General features: G+C 61.1%; 16 protein-coding genes. 4 read left to right on the top strand and 12 right to left on the bottom strand.

Going from position 1 to position 16,615, the window contains the following annotated elements; translation table 11 throughout:
• Positions 1-69 precede the first annotated feature (69 nt).
• A complete protein-coding gene (gene xerD, locus B5G16_RS01135; protein ID WP_087260236.1) occupies positions 70-966 on the top strand; it encodes a site-specific tyrosine recombinase XerD in 897 nt (298 codons plus the stop codon).
• A gap of 248 nt (positions 967-1,214) precedes the next feature.
• Here xerD and B5G16_RS01130 read toward each other — a convergent pair whose 3' ends face one another.
• From B5G16_RS01130 to B5G16_RS01075, 12 genes are all read right to left on the bottom strand, one after another.
• The gene (locus B5G16_RS01130) at positions 1,215-1,484 is read right to left on the bottom strand and encodes a cytosine deaminase (protein WP_239405900.1); all 270 of its coding nucleotides are present in this window, start codon (positions 1,482-1,484) and stop codon (positions 1,215-1,217) included.
• Between the two features lie 40 nt (positions 1,485-1,524).
• Positions 1,525-2,352 carry a DUF4296 domain-containing protein gene (locus B5G16_RS01125; RefSeq protein ID WP_087260233.1) on the bottom strand — a complete coding sequence of 276 codons (828 nt, stop codon included), beginning with the start codon at positions 2,350-2,352 and terminating at the stop codon, positions 1,525-1,527.
• The gene (locus tag B5G16_RS01120; RefSeq protein ID WP_087260231.1) at positions 2,349-3,560 is read right to left on the bottom strand and encodes an ABC transporter permease; all 1,212 of its coding nucleotides are present in this window, start codon (positions 3,558-3,560) and stop codon (positions 2,349-2,351) included. The genes B5G16_RS01125 and B5G16_RS01120 overlap by 4 nt, the downstream gene beginning before the upstream one ends.
• A 13-nt stretch (positions 3,561-3,573) precedes the next feature.
• Positions 3,574-3,915, bottom strand: coding sequence for a 30S ribosome-binding factor RbfA (rbfA, locus tag B5G16_RS01115; protein WP_087260230.1), 342 nt, complete (start codon positions 3,913-3,915; stop codon positions 3,574-3,576).
• Positions 3,916-3,927: 12 nt separating this feature from the next.
• Complete coding sequence (locus B5G16_RS01110; protein WP_087260228.1) at positions 3,928-4,752, bottom strand: outer membrane beta-barrel protein; 825 nt, start codon at positions 4,750-4,752, stop codon at positions 3,928-3,930.
• 1 nt (position 4,753) lies between these two features.
• Positions 4,754-6,799 carry an Ig-like domain-containing protein gene (locus B5G16_RS01105; RefSeq protein WP_087260226.1) on the bottom strand — a complete coding sequence of 682 codons (2,046 nt, stop codon included), beginning with the start codon at positions 6,797-6,799 and terminating at the stop codon, positions 4,754-4,756.
• Positions 6,796-7,764: a hypothetical protein gene (locus tag B5G16_RS01100; protein WP_087260224.1), complete on the bottom strand. Its 969-nt coding sequence runs from the start codon at positions 7,762-7,764 to the stop codon at positions 6,796-6,798. The genes B5G16_RS01105 and B5G16_RS01100 overlap by 4 nt, the downstream gene beginning before the upstream one ends.
• Before the next feature lie 10 nt (positions 7,765-7,774).
• Positions 7,775-8,266 carry a 2-amino-4-hydroxy-6-hydroxymethyldihydropteridine diphosphokinase gene (gene folK, locus B5G16_RS01095; protein WP_087260222.1) on the bottom strand — a complete coding sequence of 164 codons (492 nt, stop codon included), beginning with the start codon at positions 8,264-8,266 and terminating at the stop codon, positions 7,775-7,777.
• Positions 8,267-8,278: 12 nt separating this feature from the next.
• On the bottom strand, positions 8,279-9,424 hold the full coding sequence (locus B5G16_RS01090) for a DNA polymerase III subunit (RefSeq protein WP_087260220.1): 1,146 nt from the start codon (positions 9,422-9,424) through the stop codon (positions 8,279-8,281).
• A gap of 5 nt (positions 9,425-9,429) precedes the next feature.
• Positions 9,430-10,899 (bottom strand): oligosaccharide flippase family protein, encoded by a 1,470-nt coding sequence (locus B5G16_RS01085; protein WP_087260218.1) that lies wholly within the window; start codon positions 10,897-10,899, stop codon positions 9,430-9,432.
• A 148-nt stretch (positions 10,900-11,047) separates the two neighbouring features.
• Positions 11,048-12,031, bottom strand: a complete 984-nt coding sequence (locus B5G16_RS01080) for a magnesium transporter CorA family protein (RefSeq protein ID WP_087260217.1) — start codon at positions 12,029-12,031, stop codon at positions 11,048-11,050.
• A 72-nt stretch (positions 12,032-12,103) separates the two neighbouring features.
• Positions 12,104-12,631 (bottom strand): ABC transporter substrate-binding protein, encoded by a 528-nt coding sequence (locus tag B5G16_RS01075; RefSeq protein WP_335340981.1) that lies wholly within the window; start codon positions 12,629-12,631, stop codon positions 12,104-12,106.
• Between the two features lie 410 nt (positions 12,632-13,041).
• Here B5G16_RS01075 and B5G16_RS01070 point away from each other — a divergent pair, with 410 nt between their 5' ends.
• From B5G16_RS01070 to B5G16_RS01060, 3 genes are read left to right on the top strand one after another with little or no spacing between them, the layout of a single operon-like run.
• The gene (locus B5G16_RS01070; protein ID WP_087260215.1) at positions 13,042-14,007 is read left to right on the top strand and encodes a hypothetical protein; all 966 of its coding nucleotides are present in this window, start codon (positions 13,042-13,044) and stop codon (positions 14,005-14,007) included.
• Complete coding sequence (locus B5G16_RS01065) at positions 13,998-16,358, top strand: hypothetical protein (RefSeq protein WP_087260213.1); 2,361 nt, start codon at positions 13,998-14,000, stop codon at positions 16,356-16,358. The genes B5G16_RS01070 and B5G16_RS01065 overlap by 10 nt, the downstream gene beginning before the upstream one ends.
• Entirely contained in the window at positions 16,355-16,615 is a 261-nt protein-coding gene (locus B5G16_RS01060) for a hypothetical protein (RefSeq protein ID WP_087260211.1), read from the top strand. The genes B5G16_RS01065 and B5G16_RS01060 overlap by 4 nt, the downstream gene beginning before the upstream one ends.

The following is a 16,615-nucleotide window of genomic DNA, read 5'->3' as shown; positions in this document are numbered from 1 at the left end:
ATTATGTAAAATTTTTGTACCTTCGTTCCGACAAAGTTACGATATTTCCTCGATTATACGTCGCCCGGAATGGCCGAAAATACGAAAAAATGGGAGGCTGCGGCAAGTCGCTACCGCACCTACATCAAACTCGAAAAACGTCTCGCACAGAACTCCGTCGAGTCCTACATGCGCGACCTGCGATCCTTCGCACACTTCATCCTCCGCATGTGGGACGTCCCCCCGCAGAAGGTCGAACCCCAGATGATCGAACGGTACATGGCCTGGCTCTTCGACCGCGGGCGCGAAAAGACCTCCCAGGCCCGTGCGTTGAGCGGCGTCAAGAGCTTCTTCAACTTCCTGATGATCTCCGACAAGATCGAAAATTCGCCCGCGGAGTTCATCCTGTCCCCCAAATTCGGACGCCAGCTCCCCGACATCCTCTCGACCGACGAGATCGACCGCATCATCGCCACCGTCGATACCTCCTCCGTCAAAGGGCTGCGCGACAGCGCCATGCTCGAACTCCTCTACTCCTGCGGACTGCGCGTCTCGGAGCTCGTATCCCTGAAAATCCAGGATCTCTTCTTCGGCGAGGGCTACATCCGCGTCATCGGAAAAGGCGACAAACAGCGGCTCGTACCCATCAGCGCCACGGCCCGCGAACGCGTCCACCGCTACCTCGACAAACGCCCCGAAACCCGTTCCGGCGAGGATGCTCTCTTCCTGAACAACCGCGGGAGCCGCCTCACGCGCGTCATGGTCTTCACCATCCTCAAACAGGCTGCGCGGAATGCCGGAATCGAAAAACGCATCAGCCCCCACACCTTCCGCCACTCGTTCGCAACCCATCTGCTCGAAGGAGGGGCTTCGATCCGGCAGGTGCAGGAGATGCTCGGACACGAAAGCATCCTCACGACCGAGATCTACACCCACCTCGACAGCAGCCACCTCCGGCGCACGGTCGAGGAGCATCTGCCGCTCTGAACATGCACACCCGGAATCGGGATCAGGACAGGAGGGAGAAGAAAGAGAGTGATGCCGTGAAACGGAAAAGGGGAAAAAGGGGGCAAGAAGAGACTGGTGCGGCAGGGCGGAGAAAGGGAACGGAGCGAAAAACAACAGGTCGGGAAGAAACGGGGGCAAAGGAAACGGAGGGAATCGGGGAATCGGGGAATCGGGGAATCAGAGGAAACGGGGAATCGGAGGGGCCACCCGGAAACGGCGGAGCGGCGTTACAGCCGCTGGATGCGGGACTCCGCGGTGAGGCGCATCCGGGCGTAGTCCAGCCCCGAAAGCACCACCCAGACCCCGCCCGGAACAACCGTATGCGGCAGCTCCGTCAGAAGATCCCCCGACGAGGCACGAAGCCGTCCGAAGGCCTCCGGGAAATCCGGCGGAAAGTCCGCAACCAGCAGTCCCGCATGGAATTCCGTCTCCGGAAGCCGGTCCGGACAGGGGCACGTCTCCACCACGAAATCATCCTCCGCATCGTAGAAGGTCACGACCGGCGACCGGACAATTCCCTGCGGGGTCCAGAGCAGGTTAGAGGCTATCCTTCGGCGGAAGGGCCGCGCGGAAGAATTCATCGGCAAAGATCCGGATATCGAGTTGCTTTTCATAGAGACGATCCACGGCGACGTCCGTCGGAGGCGTGAACTCCACCTTCAAATCCCGCACCGTGAGCGACGGGCGCTGCGGCTTCTCCCCGAAGGTCAGCAGACGAAGGCACAGCCGGCCGTGCGTCGTATCGGTCGTGAAATTCCGCGTGAAACGCTCCTCCCGGTTCCGGCGCAACGTCACCGTATAGTTGTTTGCGCGCGTGCTGTCCCGCTTTTCCAGCCACATCGCCGCTTTCAGACCCCGGTCGTTCCGGTCCAGCGAGTCGATCCGGTATTTCAGCGAAAGACGGTATTCGCCGGGCTCCACATCCAGCGTGAAGTGCAGCTTCGACGTATCCCGAAGCGACGAAACCCGGATCAGCGTATCCGAAAGCACCGTCCGCGTGAAGGTCCGCCGCGCCACGTTGTCGATCGTGTCCAGAACAGCAACCGCCCGGTCGTAGACCTTGCCTTCCGATTCCAGACGGTCGATCGCCTGCTCCACGACATCGCCCAACCGGGCGCTCTTCCGTTTCGAAAAGTTCCCGATCGTATAATACACATCCTCCGTCGTATAACCGTAACGGGCAAAGATCGGTTCGTAGAGCCGCAGCGAGTCGGTGCGGACGTTCTGCGTCCCCAGGTAGGCGTTCGTAAGAAACGCATCGTGGAAGATCATCGCCAGCTCATCGTCCGGAATGATCTTGTGGCGGGCACAACCGAAGCCGGCAAGCAGCAGCCCGCAGAGCGCAAGCCGAAAAAGTCGTTTCATGGGCAAAACCTGTTTTTTATCATGCTGCGGACCGTGACGTTCGCCAGAAGAACCGCAACTCCCGAAAAGGCCAGCGCCACGGCAAACAGGTCCGACAGGCGGAATTCGACCGGATAGCTCTTCGTGAGAAAGGTATCCGCCGGTATTTCGATCACTCCGAAGTGCTGCTGCATGAGACTCAACGCAACGCCCAGCGTCAGCCCGATCGCCGCCCCCAGACCGCAGATCAGCAGCCCCTCGGTCCGGAAGATGGTGCGGATCAGCGACGTGTCCGCTCCCAGGGCCCGCAGCGTCGCGATGTCCCGACGCTTCTCCACGATGAGCATCGACAGCGCACCCACCACCGAGAACGACGCGATCACCAGCACCAGCAGTGCGATGAAAAAGATGCCCCACTTCTCGTAGGTCATGATCCGGTAGAACGACGCCCGCAGCTCATCCCGCGTGCGGACCCGGAAATCCGCGCCCGCAGCGTCCGAAACCGCCTGCCGCGTCCGCCCGATGTCCGCATCCGGCGTCAGTCGCAGGACCAGTCCCGAGACCTCGCCCGGAGCGTCGAACAGAGACTGCGCCAGACGCAGCGACGCCAGCACGTAGGTCCGCTCCGTATCGAGGTCCAGCACGTAGACCCCGCCGACAGGCTCCGTGCGGCGCGTGTAGTTGTCCATCGGCAGCAGCGTCGAAAAACTCCCCCGACGCACGGCATAGAGCGACACGTCGGCATCGGCCAGCGTCCGGATGCCCAGCATCCACGCCATCGACTGACCCACGACCAGGCGTTCCAGATCCCCGACACGGACCCGCCATTCGCCCGTCGTGACGGCGTCCGACAGGTCGAAAACCTCGCCGTAGGCATCGTCGACGCCCCGGACCGTGGCCGTGGCCTGGCGCCCCCGGTGTTCCAGCAGCGCGCTCTGCTCCAACGTGAACGACAGCGCCCCGACGCCCGGGATCCGTCGCAGCGCCGCCGTGTCGAGCGACTCCGCCGCAAAGGTCTGGCCCCGGCGCGGCGTCACCGTCAGGTCCGCATCGAAGGCCGAATACATCGACTTCACCAGCGACTCGAAACCGTTGAAAACCGACAGCAGGATCACCATCGCCGCCACGGGGATCGCCACGGCCGCAACGCTCAATCCCGAAATCAGGTTCACGACCGACCGGGACTGCGGCGAAAAGAGATAGCGGCGGGCAAAAAGATACGGCACCATGGCGGAAACGACGTCAATCCTCTTTCAGGGCTTTCTCGATGTGCTCGATGTATTCGAGCGAATCGTCCAGGAAGAACTGGATCTCCGGAACGTTCTTCAACTGGTTCCGGATCCGCTGCCCCAGGGCCCGGCGCAGAAACCAGTTCTGATGCGCGAAACGATCCATGAGCGTCTTGCTCTGCTCGAACGGGAAGACGCTTACGTAAATCTTCGCATAGCTGAAATCCGGTGAGACACGAACCCCCGTCACCGTAACCAGCGTCCCGCGGACCAGCGTGGCCCCCTCCTTCTGGAAAATATCCGCCATGTCCTTCTGGATCTGCTTGGCGATTTTCTGTTGTCGCGTTGTTTCCATAACTCTCTCCTTTTACTGTCCGAACTTGAATCCCTCCCGGTTCTTCTCCCGCTTCGGACGCGGTTTCCACGTCTCGAAGCCCTCCTTGTTGAAGCGGTAGTTCAGCCCTACCGAAATCGTCAGATTGTCCAGCGGGGACCGCATCGGTGTCGTATAGAACGGATTTTCCGGGCCGTCGCTGCTGTTGTCGTAGTAACGGTTCCGGTTCCGGACAATGTCCGAATAGCCGAAGTAGTAGCGTACACGGAAGTTAACCTCGAACCGCCGGATCAGAAACGCAACACCCCCGCCGCCGGCCAACCCGTATCCCCAGCGGTTGTCACGGGGAACCTTGAAGGCATAATTCCCGCCGTAGCTGCCCTTCTGTTTCGTCTCCGAATCGAGGAAGTACTCCTGTTCCCACGTCGACGAAAAGTTGTAGAAGAACGTCGCCGCAGCTTCCAGATAGACCCGCACATGGTTCTTCAACAGATAGAAATGCGGCTGCCAGACGACCGGCATCACCACGGAGTTGATCCGCCGCGTATAGTACAGATAATTCGCCGGGTCCTTCTCGTCGACCTGCGAATAGTTCGTCGCGAACGAGAAGGCCTGCTGCTGGAATTCCAGATCCACGCCGAAGCCCCCCACATAACGCTGCTGCCCGTAATACCGCCACGTGAGACCCCCGCTGTAAAGCCCCCAGATCGCTCGCGTCTCCTGCTTCGGGTCGAAACGCCCCGAACCCATCCCGTAACCCGCGATGAACCCCAGCGTGTGTTGTGCCACGACCCCCTGAACCGCGATGACGGACACCGCCGAGAGTATCAATATCCGGATATGTCTGATGATCCTCATGCTATCTGATGCTGTTGAACATGCTTCCCGCCGATCCGAAACTGCTGTTCATGTTCTGGTTCTGGTTCTGATTCCGGTTCTGATTCTGCTTCGGCCCCTCCTTCGCCCGCTTCTCCGCCTCCCGGCGCAGACGCTGCATCTCCCGCTCGTCGAGCATCCGCGACAGCGACTGCATCGTCACCGGCGCGAAAATCCGGTCCATGTCCATCGTGAACTCGATCTCCCAGTTCGTCTTCGTCGCAAAGGTGTCCTCCCCGTTCGAATTCGAATACATCTCCGCACGCTCCGGCTGCATCCGCGCTACCAGATCGCCCGAATCCCACTTCCCGTTCCCGTTCCGGTCCTCGATCACCCGGAACTTGATCTCTCCGGCCGGAACGTAGTTGAACTGGATGTCGCCCGCCGTGACGTCCCGACGCTCCTGTTTCAACGTCCCGCTCCCGTCCAGCAGCTGGACGATATACTTCATCTCCGGATTCCGGCTCGACACGTGCACCTTCACCGTCGCGAACTTCTCCGGGTCGTAAACCGTATATTTCCCCACGATCGAGTCGTTCGCATAACCCGCCACGTCGCGGAACACGCTGTCCGGAATCGTCAGCGTGTACTGCCCGCCCGTGACCCACGGGGCCCGGATGTGCCAACGCCGGAGCATCCCCGTATCGCGCACCATGTGCACCGGGACATCCTCGACCGTGTTGTTCTCCAACTGCCGCGTCAGCAGCAGACGCGACGAGTCGATCGAAACCAGCGGGTAGTCGAAGTCGATCGTCAGGTGGTTCTCCGGGTTCAGATCCCCCGACGTCGGCATGTTGAACACAAACGGATTCTCCGGTTTCGGCTCCTTGAACTCCTCGCCCGCAGCCTCCGCCTTCTTCCGGTCCCGTTCGATCTTCTCCCGGGCTCGCTCCTGCTCCTTCGTCTCGATCAGACGCCACGACAGTTTCAGCTTCGCCGTATCCGGTTGCAGACGGTTCAGCGTGTCGTGTTTCAGGTAGACCAGCTCCCCCTTGATCGTATCCGGAAGCATCGCCGACGGAACGTTGAACCACAGGGCGATCGTATCCTTTCCCACCGTCTGCGGATCCACGATCACCCGCTCCGACGGAATGCTGTCGAACCGAAGCGACCGGATCTCCGGATGCGGCGCCGCAAAGTAGAGCATCGCCTGGTGCTGCTTCGGACGCTGGCTCTCCGAAAGAACCTGCCGCTTGAAGGCCTTGTCCAGGAACATCCGGAAGTAGAGCTGCGGCTCCGCAGAGACGTAACGCCGCACCGAATCGTACCACATCGCGAAATCCGGCATCTCCGCGGGATTCCACGTCCCCTCGATGAAGCCCACCTGGTCGTTCCCCGGATCGTACATCTGGTTGTCGTTCTTGTCCTCCACGGCATAGACCCGGTAGGGGATCGGTTTGAGGTTCTGCGCAATGAAAATCCCGTTGTTCTCCGCACGCGCGATCACCGCCGGCTTGTACTTGAAGACCGTCGAGTCGTACTCCGCAACCTGTTCCACCGAGTCCGCCGGATAGAACCAGATGAACGACTTCGACACCGAATCCGCCTTGTAGCCGTCCGCCGTGTAGCCCGACATCACCATCGAGTCGATCTCCGGACCCGTCGAGAAGACGTAGCGCATCGAATAGAGCGGATTCCCCTCGTTGTTGTCCTGGATCGAGCTCCCGAAATTCAACGCATACGTCGTGTTCGGAAGCAGCGTGTCCCGAAGCTGGATCACGATCCCGCGCCCGCGCATCGTGATCGTCGGTTTCTTCTTCATCTGCGGCGAGGTGAAGAACTCCTTCTGCTGGTCCTTGATCTGCACGAACTCGTCGAACTCGATGTAGATCTTCCCGTGGTTCGTCGTCGGACGGTTGGTCGTGAAGTTGTCCGGGACCATCGTCACGATCACCGGAGGCAGCGAGTCCCGAGGACCTCCCGTGGGGGTCATCGTGCTCGCGCAACGGCTCCCGAAGGCCGACAGGAACAATACCGCAACCGCCAGCCGAAGCGTGTTCATCTTATGTCGAAAATCCGTCCTTTTCATTGTTTCCCATTTTGTGTGACGCCCTCTTCCGGCGCATGGGCCGGATTCACGATCGTCCAGCCCCCCGTATCCGTCTTGTCGATCCAGAGCGTCTGCCACGGCCGGAAAACCAGCGCCGGGAAGGTCACTGGGTCCGCCGTCACGAGATCCACACGCTGCTGCGTATAGGCATACATCTGATCGCTGCGGTCCGCGACCACGACCATCAGCTGCTCGGAGCTCACCGACATCTTGTAGCGTCCCGTATCCCCGTCGGCATAGCCCTGGAAACTCGGAATCGTCCGCGTATCCTCCGGATCCGTCTTCGAGGTGATCTTCCCGTTCACCGCATCGTCGTAGGTGGCGATGTACCACGCCGTCGTGTCCGCCGCATAGGCGTAGACTTCCAGTTTCGAGATCCGCGTCTGTTCACCCCCTTCGGCCGCCTGCACGTACGGATCCACGTAGCAGTCCACGTAGACCGGCGGCGTGTAGAACTCGTTGTAATAGCTCCAATTGCCGTCCTTATACGAATTACCCTCCTTCCAGACCCGGAACGGAAGACTGACGTACAGGTTCGGAAGGTTCACTTCAAGCTCCTGCTGCGTGTAGGCGTAAAGACGGTGCTCCGTATCCACCGCCACGACCATCTGCATCGGCTGCGTCAGCGTCATCCGGATCCAGCCCGTTGCGCCCTCCTGCCCGTAAGGCTCCGAAACAGCCGTCGGAGCCGAAATCTTCGACGAAAGGTCGCCTTTCAGGCTGATCACCCCGTTCAGCGCATCCTCGTAGCTCGCCACCGTATAGAGGTTCGTATCCGCCGCAAAGGCGTACGCCTGCACCCCGTCCAACGGCTCGTAGGAGTCCGTCGACAAGGTCTGCGACAGCGGTTTCAGCACGTAGTTCGTCTTCAAGGAGCCGTCCTTGAAGCATCCCCACGCCAGAAGCAGCAAAACCGCCGCCCATATCGTTTGTATCCCTTTCATCGTTTTTTTCCTATTCCTTGCGCAGCGCTTCCAGCATCTCGCCCACCGTGAGACCCGTCACCGGATGCCGGTGCCGCCGCATGATCTCGTTCAGCGGAACCAGCGCAAACTCCCGTTCCGCAAGATGCGGGTGCGGCAGCGTCAGGCGTTCGTCCGAAAGCACCGCGTCGTCGTAGAAGATCACGTCGATGTCGATCGGCCGCGAGCAGTAGGGAGCGCCCGACGACGCCTTCTCGATCGCCTCGGCCGCCCGGTTGCGCCCCAGTTCCCGCTCGATCGCCTGGCAGGCGTCCAGCACCTCGTGGGGCGTCAGGTCCGTCGAGACCTCCAACGCCTGGTTCGAGAAACGATCCGCGCTCCGGAAACCCCACGCCTCGCTCTCGTATCGGTGCGAACACCGCAGGACCGCCCCCACACGCGAGTTGATCAACTGTTGTGCCGTCTGGAACGTCCGTTTCACATCCCCTTGATTTCCACCCAATAACAATGCCACTCGTGCCATACCGTTATCTTGCTACAAATGTTTTATCATCTTGCTCACCGTGAGCGCAAAATGCGTGAAGACAATCGTCGGATTCCCGTTCTGCGCGATCTGGGCCCCTGCCCGCTCGATCTCCGCAATCAAGGGTTCGATGTTCTGCGTCCCGACGAACGGCGCAAACTTCGAACAGAACGACAGCTCCTCGCCCCACAGGTAGCCGATCTCTCCGAGACCCGCATGGAGCATGAAACTCTCGCGAAGCAGACGCGTCGCATTGCGCAGAAAGCCCCGCTGCTGTTCGCGCGACAACTGCGCCACCTCCTCGGCCCAGCCGATCAGTTCGAGGTGCTTGTCGTTGTAGCTCAACCGCATCAGCCCGCAGAACAGATCGAAATACTCCTTCCGCAAGCCTTCGTTCTCTCCCGCCGCGAGATGTTCGAGCTCCAGCAGGTCCCCGCCCGACAGCCGCGCCATGTTCCGCGCCTGTGTCGGATCCGTAATCCCGCGCGAGGCCGCCTCCCGTTCCAGGATCTCCGGGGCGATGCGCGGAACCGAGACCTCCTGCGTCCGCGAGAGGATCGTCGGGAGCAGCCGGTCCGGCTGTTCGCTTACCAGAATGAAAACCGTCCGTTCCCACGGCTCCTCGAGGATTTTCAGAATCTTGTTCGACGCCTCCTCGTTCATCGTCTCCGGAAGCCATATCAGCATCGCCTTGTAATCCGCCTCGTAGCTCTTGAACGACAGCTTGCGGATGATCTCGTCGGCCTCACGCGCCGAGATCATCCCTTTGAGCGTCTTCCCCAGATCCAGCCGGTCGTACCACTCCTGCGACGAAAAGTATCCCCGACGCTCGGCGAACAGCGTCCGGAACTGCGGCAGGAACTCGTCGCTCAACATCGCTTCGCCCGACTTCTTGCCCTGTTTGTTCACCGGAAAGACCAGATGCAGGTCCGGATGCGCCAATGCCTCGATCTGTTTGCAGTCCGGGCATTCGCCGCACGAATCCCCCTCCCGGCGGTGCCGGCAGCAGAGGTACTGCACATAGGCGACGGCCAAAGCCAGCGACCCGTAGCCCGAGGCGCCCGTGAACAGCTGCGCATGGCTCACCCGCCCCGCATCCACCGACCGGGCCAGATGCCGTTTCAGATCCTCCTGTCCGATGATATCCGCAAATCGCATCCCGCTCAATTCCGTTTCAACGCCGAACGGAGCATCGCAGCCACATCGATCCGTTCGCGGCGGACCAGGTAGAGCGCGTATGCCCCAAACAGCACTATATTAAACGCATAGCTGACAAACATATTGTCCACGAGGCGCGTCACCGCCTCGCAGAGCGCAAAGACGCCCAGCGCCACGATCACATACTCCCAGATCCGGGCCCACGGGTAGGGCGTAGGGTAGCAGCGCCGGTTGAGCCACCAACTCACGGCGACCATCACCGACTCGCTCGCCAGACGCGCCCACGCGGCTCCGTAGTAGCCCCAGCGGGGAATCAGGCAGAACCCGAAGGCGGTCATCGCAACCAGTCCCGCCCCCGTAACCACGATCGCCAGCGACGTCCGCTCCTCGCGCTTGTACCAGAACGAAAGGTTCAGCCACACGCCCGTCAGGACGTTCGCCCCCAGCACCACCGGCAGGATGAAGATCCCCTCGCGGAAGTCCCGGCCCACGATCAGCGCGAAAACGTCCCGGAACAGCGCAATGCCCAGGAAGATCAGCATCGAGGCCATCATGTAGTATTTCAGCGCCGCGGCGTTCATCGCCACGAAGTCCGACTTCTTGAAGTTCGACAGGAAGAACGGCTCCGCGGCCAGCCGGTACATCTGGTAGAAGAGCATCATCACCACGGCGATCTTCGTAATGGCCCCGTAGACGCCCAGCTGCGCCATCGAGCCCGCCGGGACGAGGTACTTGATCAGCTGCCGGTCGATGAACTCGTTGGCCGTGCCGGCCAGACCCCCCACCAGCAGCGGCAGCGAATAGGCGAAGACCGCCGCCAGCAGCGGCCAGTTGATCCGCGGGACCGTGCGGTCCGTCGTCGTCAGGATCACCAGCCAGGTCACCACGCTGGACACGAGGTTCGCCACGAAGACCCATCCCACGCCGAACTCCGTCGCGAAGAGACCCGCCGCCCCGAATGCAAAGGCCAGCGCCACGTTCAGCACCACGTTCATCGCTTTCAGCCCCACGAAGGTCATCGCACGACCCTGCTCGCGCAGCCGCGAGAAGGGAATGCATGCCCAGACGTCGAAAAGGATGATCAGCGCCACCCACACCACATACTCCGGATGGGCAACATAAGCCTCGCCCATGAGCGAGGCCACGCCGTTGCGGAAAAGCGCCATCCCGGCAAAAAAAACCGTCGCGGCCAGCGACGTGATCCCCCACGTCGTGGCGAAAAGGCGGCGCTTGGCCCCCGCCACGTCTCCGCCCGCCTCCTCGGCCTTGGCCGAAAAGCGGAAATAGCTCGACTCCATGCCCATCGTCAGCAGCGTCAGCGCCAGCGGAATCAGGGCATAGACATCCGTAACGATGCCATAGGTCTCCTGCCCGAACACCCGCGTATAGTAGGGCGTGAGCAGGTAGCTCAGGAACCGCACCACGATGGTGCTGATACCGTAGACGGCAGTCTGTTTGGCCAGTTTTTCGAGCATGATAAGCCTATATAGGCAGCAAAGATACAAATTTTAACCGGATTGCCCGCATCTTACGCCTTCTTTCAAAGAAAGAAGAACACAAAAAAACGTCCCGCAGTTTCGGGACGTATGGAAAACCGCGACGGCCGGAGCGCCGCCGCCCAGTTCAAAGCCACTTCTTGTAACGGAAAAACCAGATCGTCAGAATCGAACAGACAATCATCAGACCAATGGCAAACAGATAACCCACCGGAATGACCCACCCGTTGGAGAGATGCCACGTCCACTCCAACTCGGGCATCGTCTTGAAGTTCATGCCGTAGATCGACGCAATGAGCGTCGCCGGCATGAAGATCACCGCCGCCACCGAGAAGATCTTCACGATGCCGTTCTGCTCGATGTTGATCAGACCCAGCGCCGCGTCCTGGATGTAGTCCAAACGCTGGAAACTGAAATCCGCATGGTTGATCAGCGAATTCACGTCCTTGATCATCAGTTGCAGCCGCGGGTAGATATCGTTCGGGAATCGCTCCGAACGCAGAATGCCCGACAGCACCCGCTGCCGGTCGAAGATGTTCTCGCGCAACGACATCGTGCTCTCCTGCAAGGCGCTGATGCGGTGCAGAACCTCCTTGTCGATCGAATCCTCCGAGTTGATGTCCTTCGACAGCGCGGCGACCTGCTTGGCGATCAGCTCCACGAGGTCCGCATCGAAGTCGATGCGCACTTCCAGCAGCGAAATGAACAGGTGGTAGCCCGTCGAGTAGCTCCGGTAGTTCATTTGCAGGCGCTTCTCCGTCTCGCGGAAGGTCCGGAACTCGGCATTCCGCACCGAAACCAGCACGCCCTCGTTCGAAATGATGAACGAAACCGGCTCCACGATGAACGAATCCCCCGTCGGTATGAAGAAGTTCGCGTTCGAGACGATCGAATTCTCGTTCTCCGAGTACTTCGACGTCGACTCGATCTCCTCGACCTGCTGCTTCGTCTGCAAGCTGATCTCCATGAAGTTCTCCACGGCCTTCTGCTCCTTGATCGTGGGCGTCAGCATGTCGATCCACAGAATGTCGTCGTAACCCAGCTCGTCAAAGAGCTTCGTGTCCGCATTCCGGATGATCTTGTTGTATTGTTTGAGGTAGATGGTAATCATGAAAGGCTCTCTGTTAGGAAGTTCGTGAATCCGTGCGGAAAGAGAGGCGGACACCCGGGTCCGCTACGCTCTTCACCCGGGATTGCTCCTCGGAGCCACCTTCTGCCCCGAATCCCAGAACTTTTTGAGGGCCTTGTCCTTCTGATTGTCGAAAATGTAGTCGAAACGGGAGAGTCCTTCGTAGGCACGACCCGGATCGTCTCCGTAGGGAGATTCCAGAATCGCCTCGTAACCGTGTTCCAGACCGTAGGTCAGGGCATGTTGCAGCGCTTCGACGGTCTCGGGATCCACCTCCGGAGCGGCAACCCACAGCGCGAAGGCGCAGGGGAGCTTCCCGTAGGGCTTCCACCCCGCGACCAGCGGATCGTCGCTCGCCAGCAGCTCCGGGAGCGACCCGGGAACGCCGCCGACGCAGTATTCCGTGACGATACGGGCGCCGTTCAGCGTCGGGTAGGCGGAGGCCGGGATCAGGGCCAGATCGGCCCGACGGTCGGAAAAGAGGCGGAGGATTTCGGATGGATCGGACAACAGCAGTTCGGCACGGAGATTACCCTCGTGCTGGATACCATAGATGAATGGCGTCGTGCTCAAACACGACACAACGGCTATACGGGGAACTGTGACCATCATCCATACGATTGTAAATGTTGGTTCGCGAAACAAAGGTAAGACTTTTTTGCGAAAATTTTTCCATAATTTTTGGAAAAAGTGCGCCGCCCTCTTGACAAGGGGGTAGGCGGCGTCGTATATTTGTCCTGCAATCCACACCCCGGTCGGGGTTTCCGGCAAGTTATCGACATCGGGAATTTACTGTCTTCAAGCTGCTTGCCGCATATTATTACCAATTATCAACACTTTTTCGACACGTTATCCACACACGGTCGACCCCTCCCTCACCCCTCTCCGACGCAGGCTCTCTCCGCCCTTTTCCGTCCCTCGTTCCGCCCCTCTCCCATCTCCCGGAACCATTCATCCCCCTCTTTCATCTCTCTTCCAAAAAATCTTCCGCCATGCAATTCACCCAAATCCCGCCCCAGTATGCGCCCCTCGGTTCCGAGGTCCGCTATGTCGTCGAACAGGAGACTGCCGCCGACATCGACATCCGCATTTACGACGAGAACTCCGGTGCACTGTACGGTGCCAAACGGCTGACGGCAACAGTCTCGGCCGACGTCGACATCGCCCCCGTGGTGCGCCGGAATCTGCAATTCTCCCCGACGACCGGTGCGTCCGGTTTTCACGCCGCCCCGGACCGCACGGCGGCCGTCCGCGTCGAGGCCGGACCCGCTGGCAGCGGATCCGCCGAAGCAACGGCCCCCGCCCGCACGTTCATCCCCGGAGAAGGCCCCGCCACGGCGCCCGCCATCCGCACCTCCATGCCCCTCGAACGGCTCATCCCCGAAGGCGCCTGCGACGAACTGACCCTGCTGACCGACGGCGACTGCGCCGTGACGGTCTCCGGATGGGCCGCAGGAAGCGCCACGGCCGAGAGTTTCCGCGAAGCCGGGGCCGGACTCCATGTTTTCCGCCTCGACACCGGCGATTTCCCCGGCTGCGAAACCCTGACGGTCGACGCCGGAGCCTGCGGAACGGTCACATACACGCTCATCCCCGCCGCGCAGGAGGCCCTCCGCATCGCGTGGAGAAGCTGCGCCGGATCCATCGAGCACTACTCCTTCCCGGTGATCCGCTCCACCACGCTCCGTGTCTCCAAGCAGCGCGCCGAAGGAATTGATGGCCTTCTCGTAACGGCTGCGGAGTCCCTCCGCGAAACGGTGCTCGAATCCGCCTACGAAACTCCGGAGACGTTGGAGGCACTGGCCGGACTGCTCCTCTCGCCCGAAGTGTGGATCCTCCGCAACGGGGAGTACGTCCCGGTAGACGTCCGCTCCGAAGAGGCCGTGATCCAGCGCCACGGCATGCTCTGCTCGCTGGAAATTGTCGTACGACCCAAAAACAACCCCTCATGGAACTGAAAATCGACGGACAGAACTGCGACCTCGGCGAGAGTCCGATCGCCATACCCGGATACGATGCCGCCAGCACCGAATCGGTCGACGGCGCACGCGAAGGACGGTCGTTGAAAATCGAAATCCCGATCACGAAGCGCAACCGATCGATCCTCCGATTCGCCGAGGATCCCGATACGGCCGAACGATTCAACGACTCGCTGCATCGGGCCGAGCTCGCGGCAGAGGGGGCCCGGTTGATCGGAGGCAGCGTCCGCCTGCTGGCCGTGACGGACAACGGGTTCGAACTCGAAATCCGCAACGGCGGTGCCGACTGGGCCGAACAGGCCGTACGCCGCAAACTCGAAGACCTGGGCATCGACTGGAACATCCGGCTGACACCGACGGACATCTGGCAGAGTTGGTCGAACGACACGCCCGTCCGCTTCTTCCCCGTCCACCGCGACGAATACGAACAGCAGAACAGCTCCACGGACCTGCTCCCCGCCGAACGGTTCCTCGCCGTGGAGGATTACCACCCCTTCCTGCACCTGGCCACACTCGTCGAAAAGATATTCTCGGACGCCGGATACCGCATCGAGAGCCGGTTCCTCGACTCGGAATTCTTCCGATCGCTCTACATCAGCGGCGCCTACGCCTCGCGAGACACCGCCGCAGCCGTCAACCGGATGGGATTCTCGGCCCGCCGGCTCGGTCCCGCAACCGCCGCCGCAAGCAGCTTGGGACGCGTCTCCGCAAACCCCAAGGCGCTGGCCAACACCGTGGGGAACATCGTCGACACGGCCACGCCCCAAAGCATCGACGTCGACGGCGAAGCCATCAGCGGACTCTACAACAACGGCAACTGCTTCGCCACCGACAACGGAAAGATCGTATTCACGCCCCCCTCGGAGATCAAGGCCGGATTCGAATTCTACCTGAAATACACCACCGACCACCGCATCCGCTCGCGGACCCGCCTCACCGGATTCGACACCCTCTACCTCGGACCCGGAGCCGAATTCGTCTTCCAGCTGGCCAACCGCTACCAGGATCTCCGCAACGAAATCACACTCGGATTCTCCTACCGCGTGATCGTCTTCGACCACGTGGACGGGGCCCAGTACCGCCTCCTCTATACCCGCAACAGTCTGACCGACATCATCTGGACCTCCTTTGCCGCCCGCTCGGCCCTGGTGACCACCCCCTCGGACGGAACGGTCGCCGATCCCAGCTTGCAGATCCTCCAGGGATCCCAATGGGTCGACTACACGGGCGACTGGGCCCTCTACAACGGATACATCGGAGAAACGGGCAAAACAACCGTCGAGGTGCGGCTCCGGACCCCCTCGGAGACCATCTCCCCCACATCGCCCAAATACTTCAATCAGATCTATTTCGCCGGCGCACAGCAGGGCATGGAGATCACGCTGCACAAGGAGTGCTCGCTCCGCCCGATCTTCCTCCCGGGACCCGCCTTCGGATCAATCGTCAAATTCCCGGACGTCGTCCGCTACGACATCCGCCAGTCGGAGCTCCTCGAAGCCGTCGCCCATCTCTTCAACCTCCGCTTCCACACCGAAGAGGAGACCCGCACGGTACGGATCGAACCCGAAGAGGAGTTCTTCGGCGTCGGCCCGACGGTCGATTGGAGCCGGCGCACGGACCGCTCGCAACCGATCGTCCGGAAGCAGATCGCCCCGGAGATCCACGAAATCCGTACATGGCGGTTTCAGGACGGAGACGGCGCCGTGACCCGCTTCGACACCGAAGAGGAGACCACCCTCGGAGCATGGAGCCACGACACCCCCTCCTATGCCGCACTGCGGGGTGAAAAGGAGCTCCGGAATCTGCTGTTCGCACCGACGCTCAACTCCCTGGGCCACTACCTGAACGCACCCTCGGCACTGCTCCTGCAAGTCGGCGACCGCGACGACGCGGAAGACGACGGCGCCAACTTCACGCCCCGCATCGTCCGCTACTTCGGCATCAAGGCCCTGCCCGAAGGGGAGCGGTGGGGATATCCCTCGGGACGGAACGAATACCCGCTGGCGGCGTTCCTCTTCGCCGGGGACGATGAGACGGAGCCCTTCACGCTGGGATTCGAGGACCGAGACGGCGCCCGGGGCCTCCATCGCTTCTACGACCGGCAGGTGCGGCGCGAAGAGTCCGGAGAGCGGATCTCGGTCTCCCTGCGCATCGCTCCCCACGAGTTCGAAGCTCTCTTCTCGCCCGGAACCGGAGCCCCCGACATCCGCTCCGCGTTCCGGATCGACACCGGGACCGGAGTCGTCCGCGCCGCACTCCGCAGCATCGGAGAGTACGATCCGCAAAAGGGCGCAGCACGGTGTACGTTCGAACGAATCGCAGAAGCATGACTCGGCTCGACGAACGGCTCGCGGAGACGCTCTTCCGCGAAGTGAAGGGTCTGACCGGACGTCAGGCCGTACTCAAACTCCTCGAAGCGGGGCTCATCAGCCGCCGGGCCTGCGAACGCCGGGCCATCCGCGACGAGGTGGAACGTTTGCAGCGGTCGGGCGTGCCCCGCTGCGAAGCGCTCGAAGTCGCAGCCGAGACTTTCTGCTGCTCCTACGAAAAGGCACGAAACGCATTTTACAACTCCTTCAAAAACTGA

The sequence above is a fragment of the Alistipes sp. An66 genome (assembly GCF_002161445.1).
Classification (GTDB): Bacteria; Bacteroidota; Bacteroidia; order Bacteroidales; family Rikenellaceae; genus Alistipes; species Alistipes cottocaccae.
Note: the sequence above shows the minus strand (reverse complement) of the source record. Positions and strands in the feature narration are given on the sequence as shown.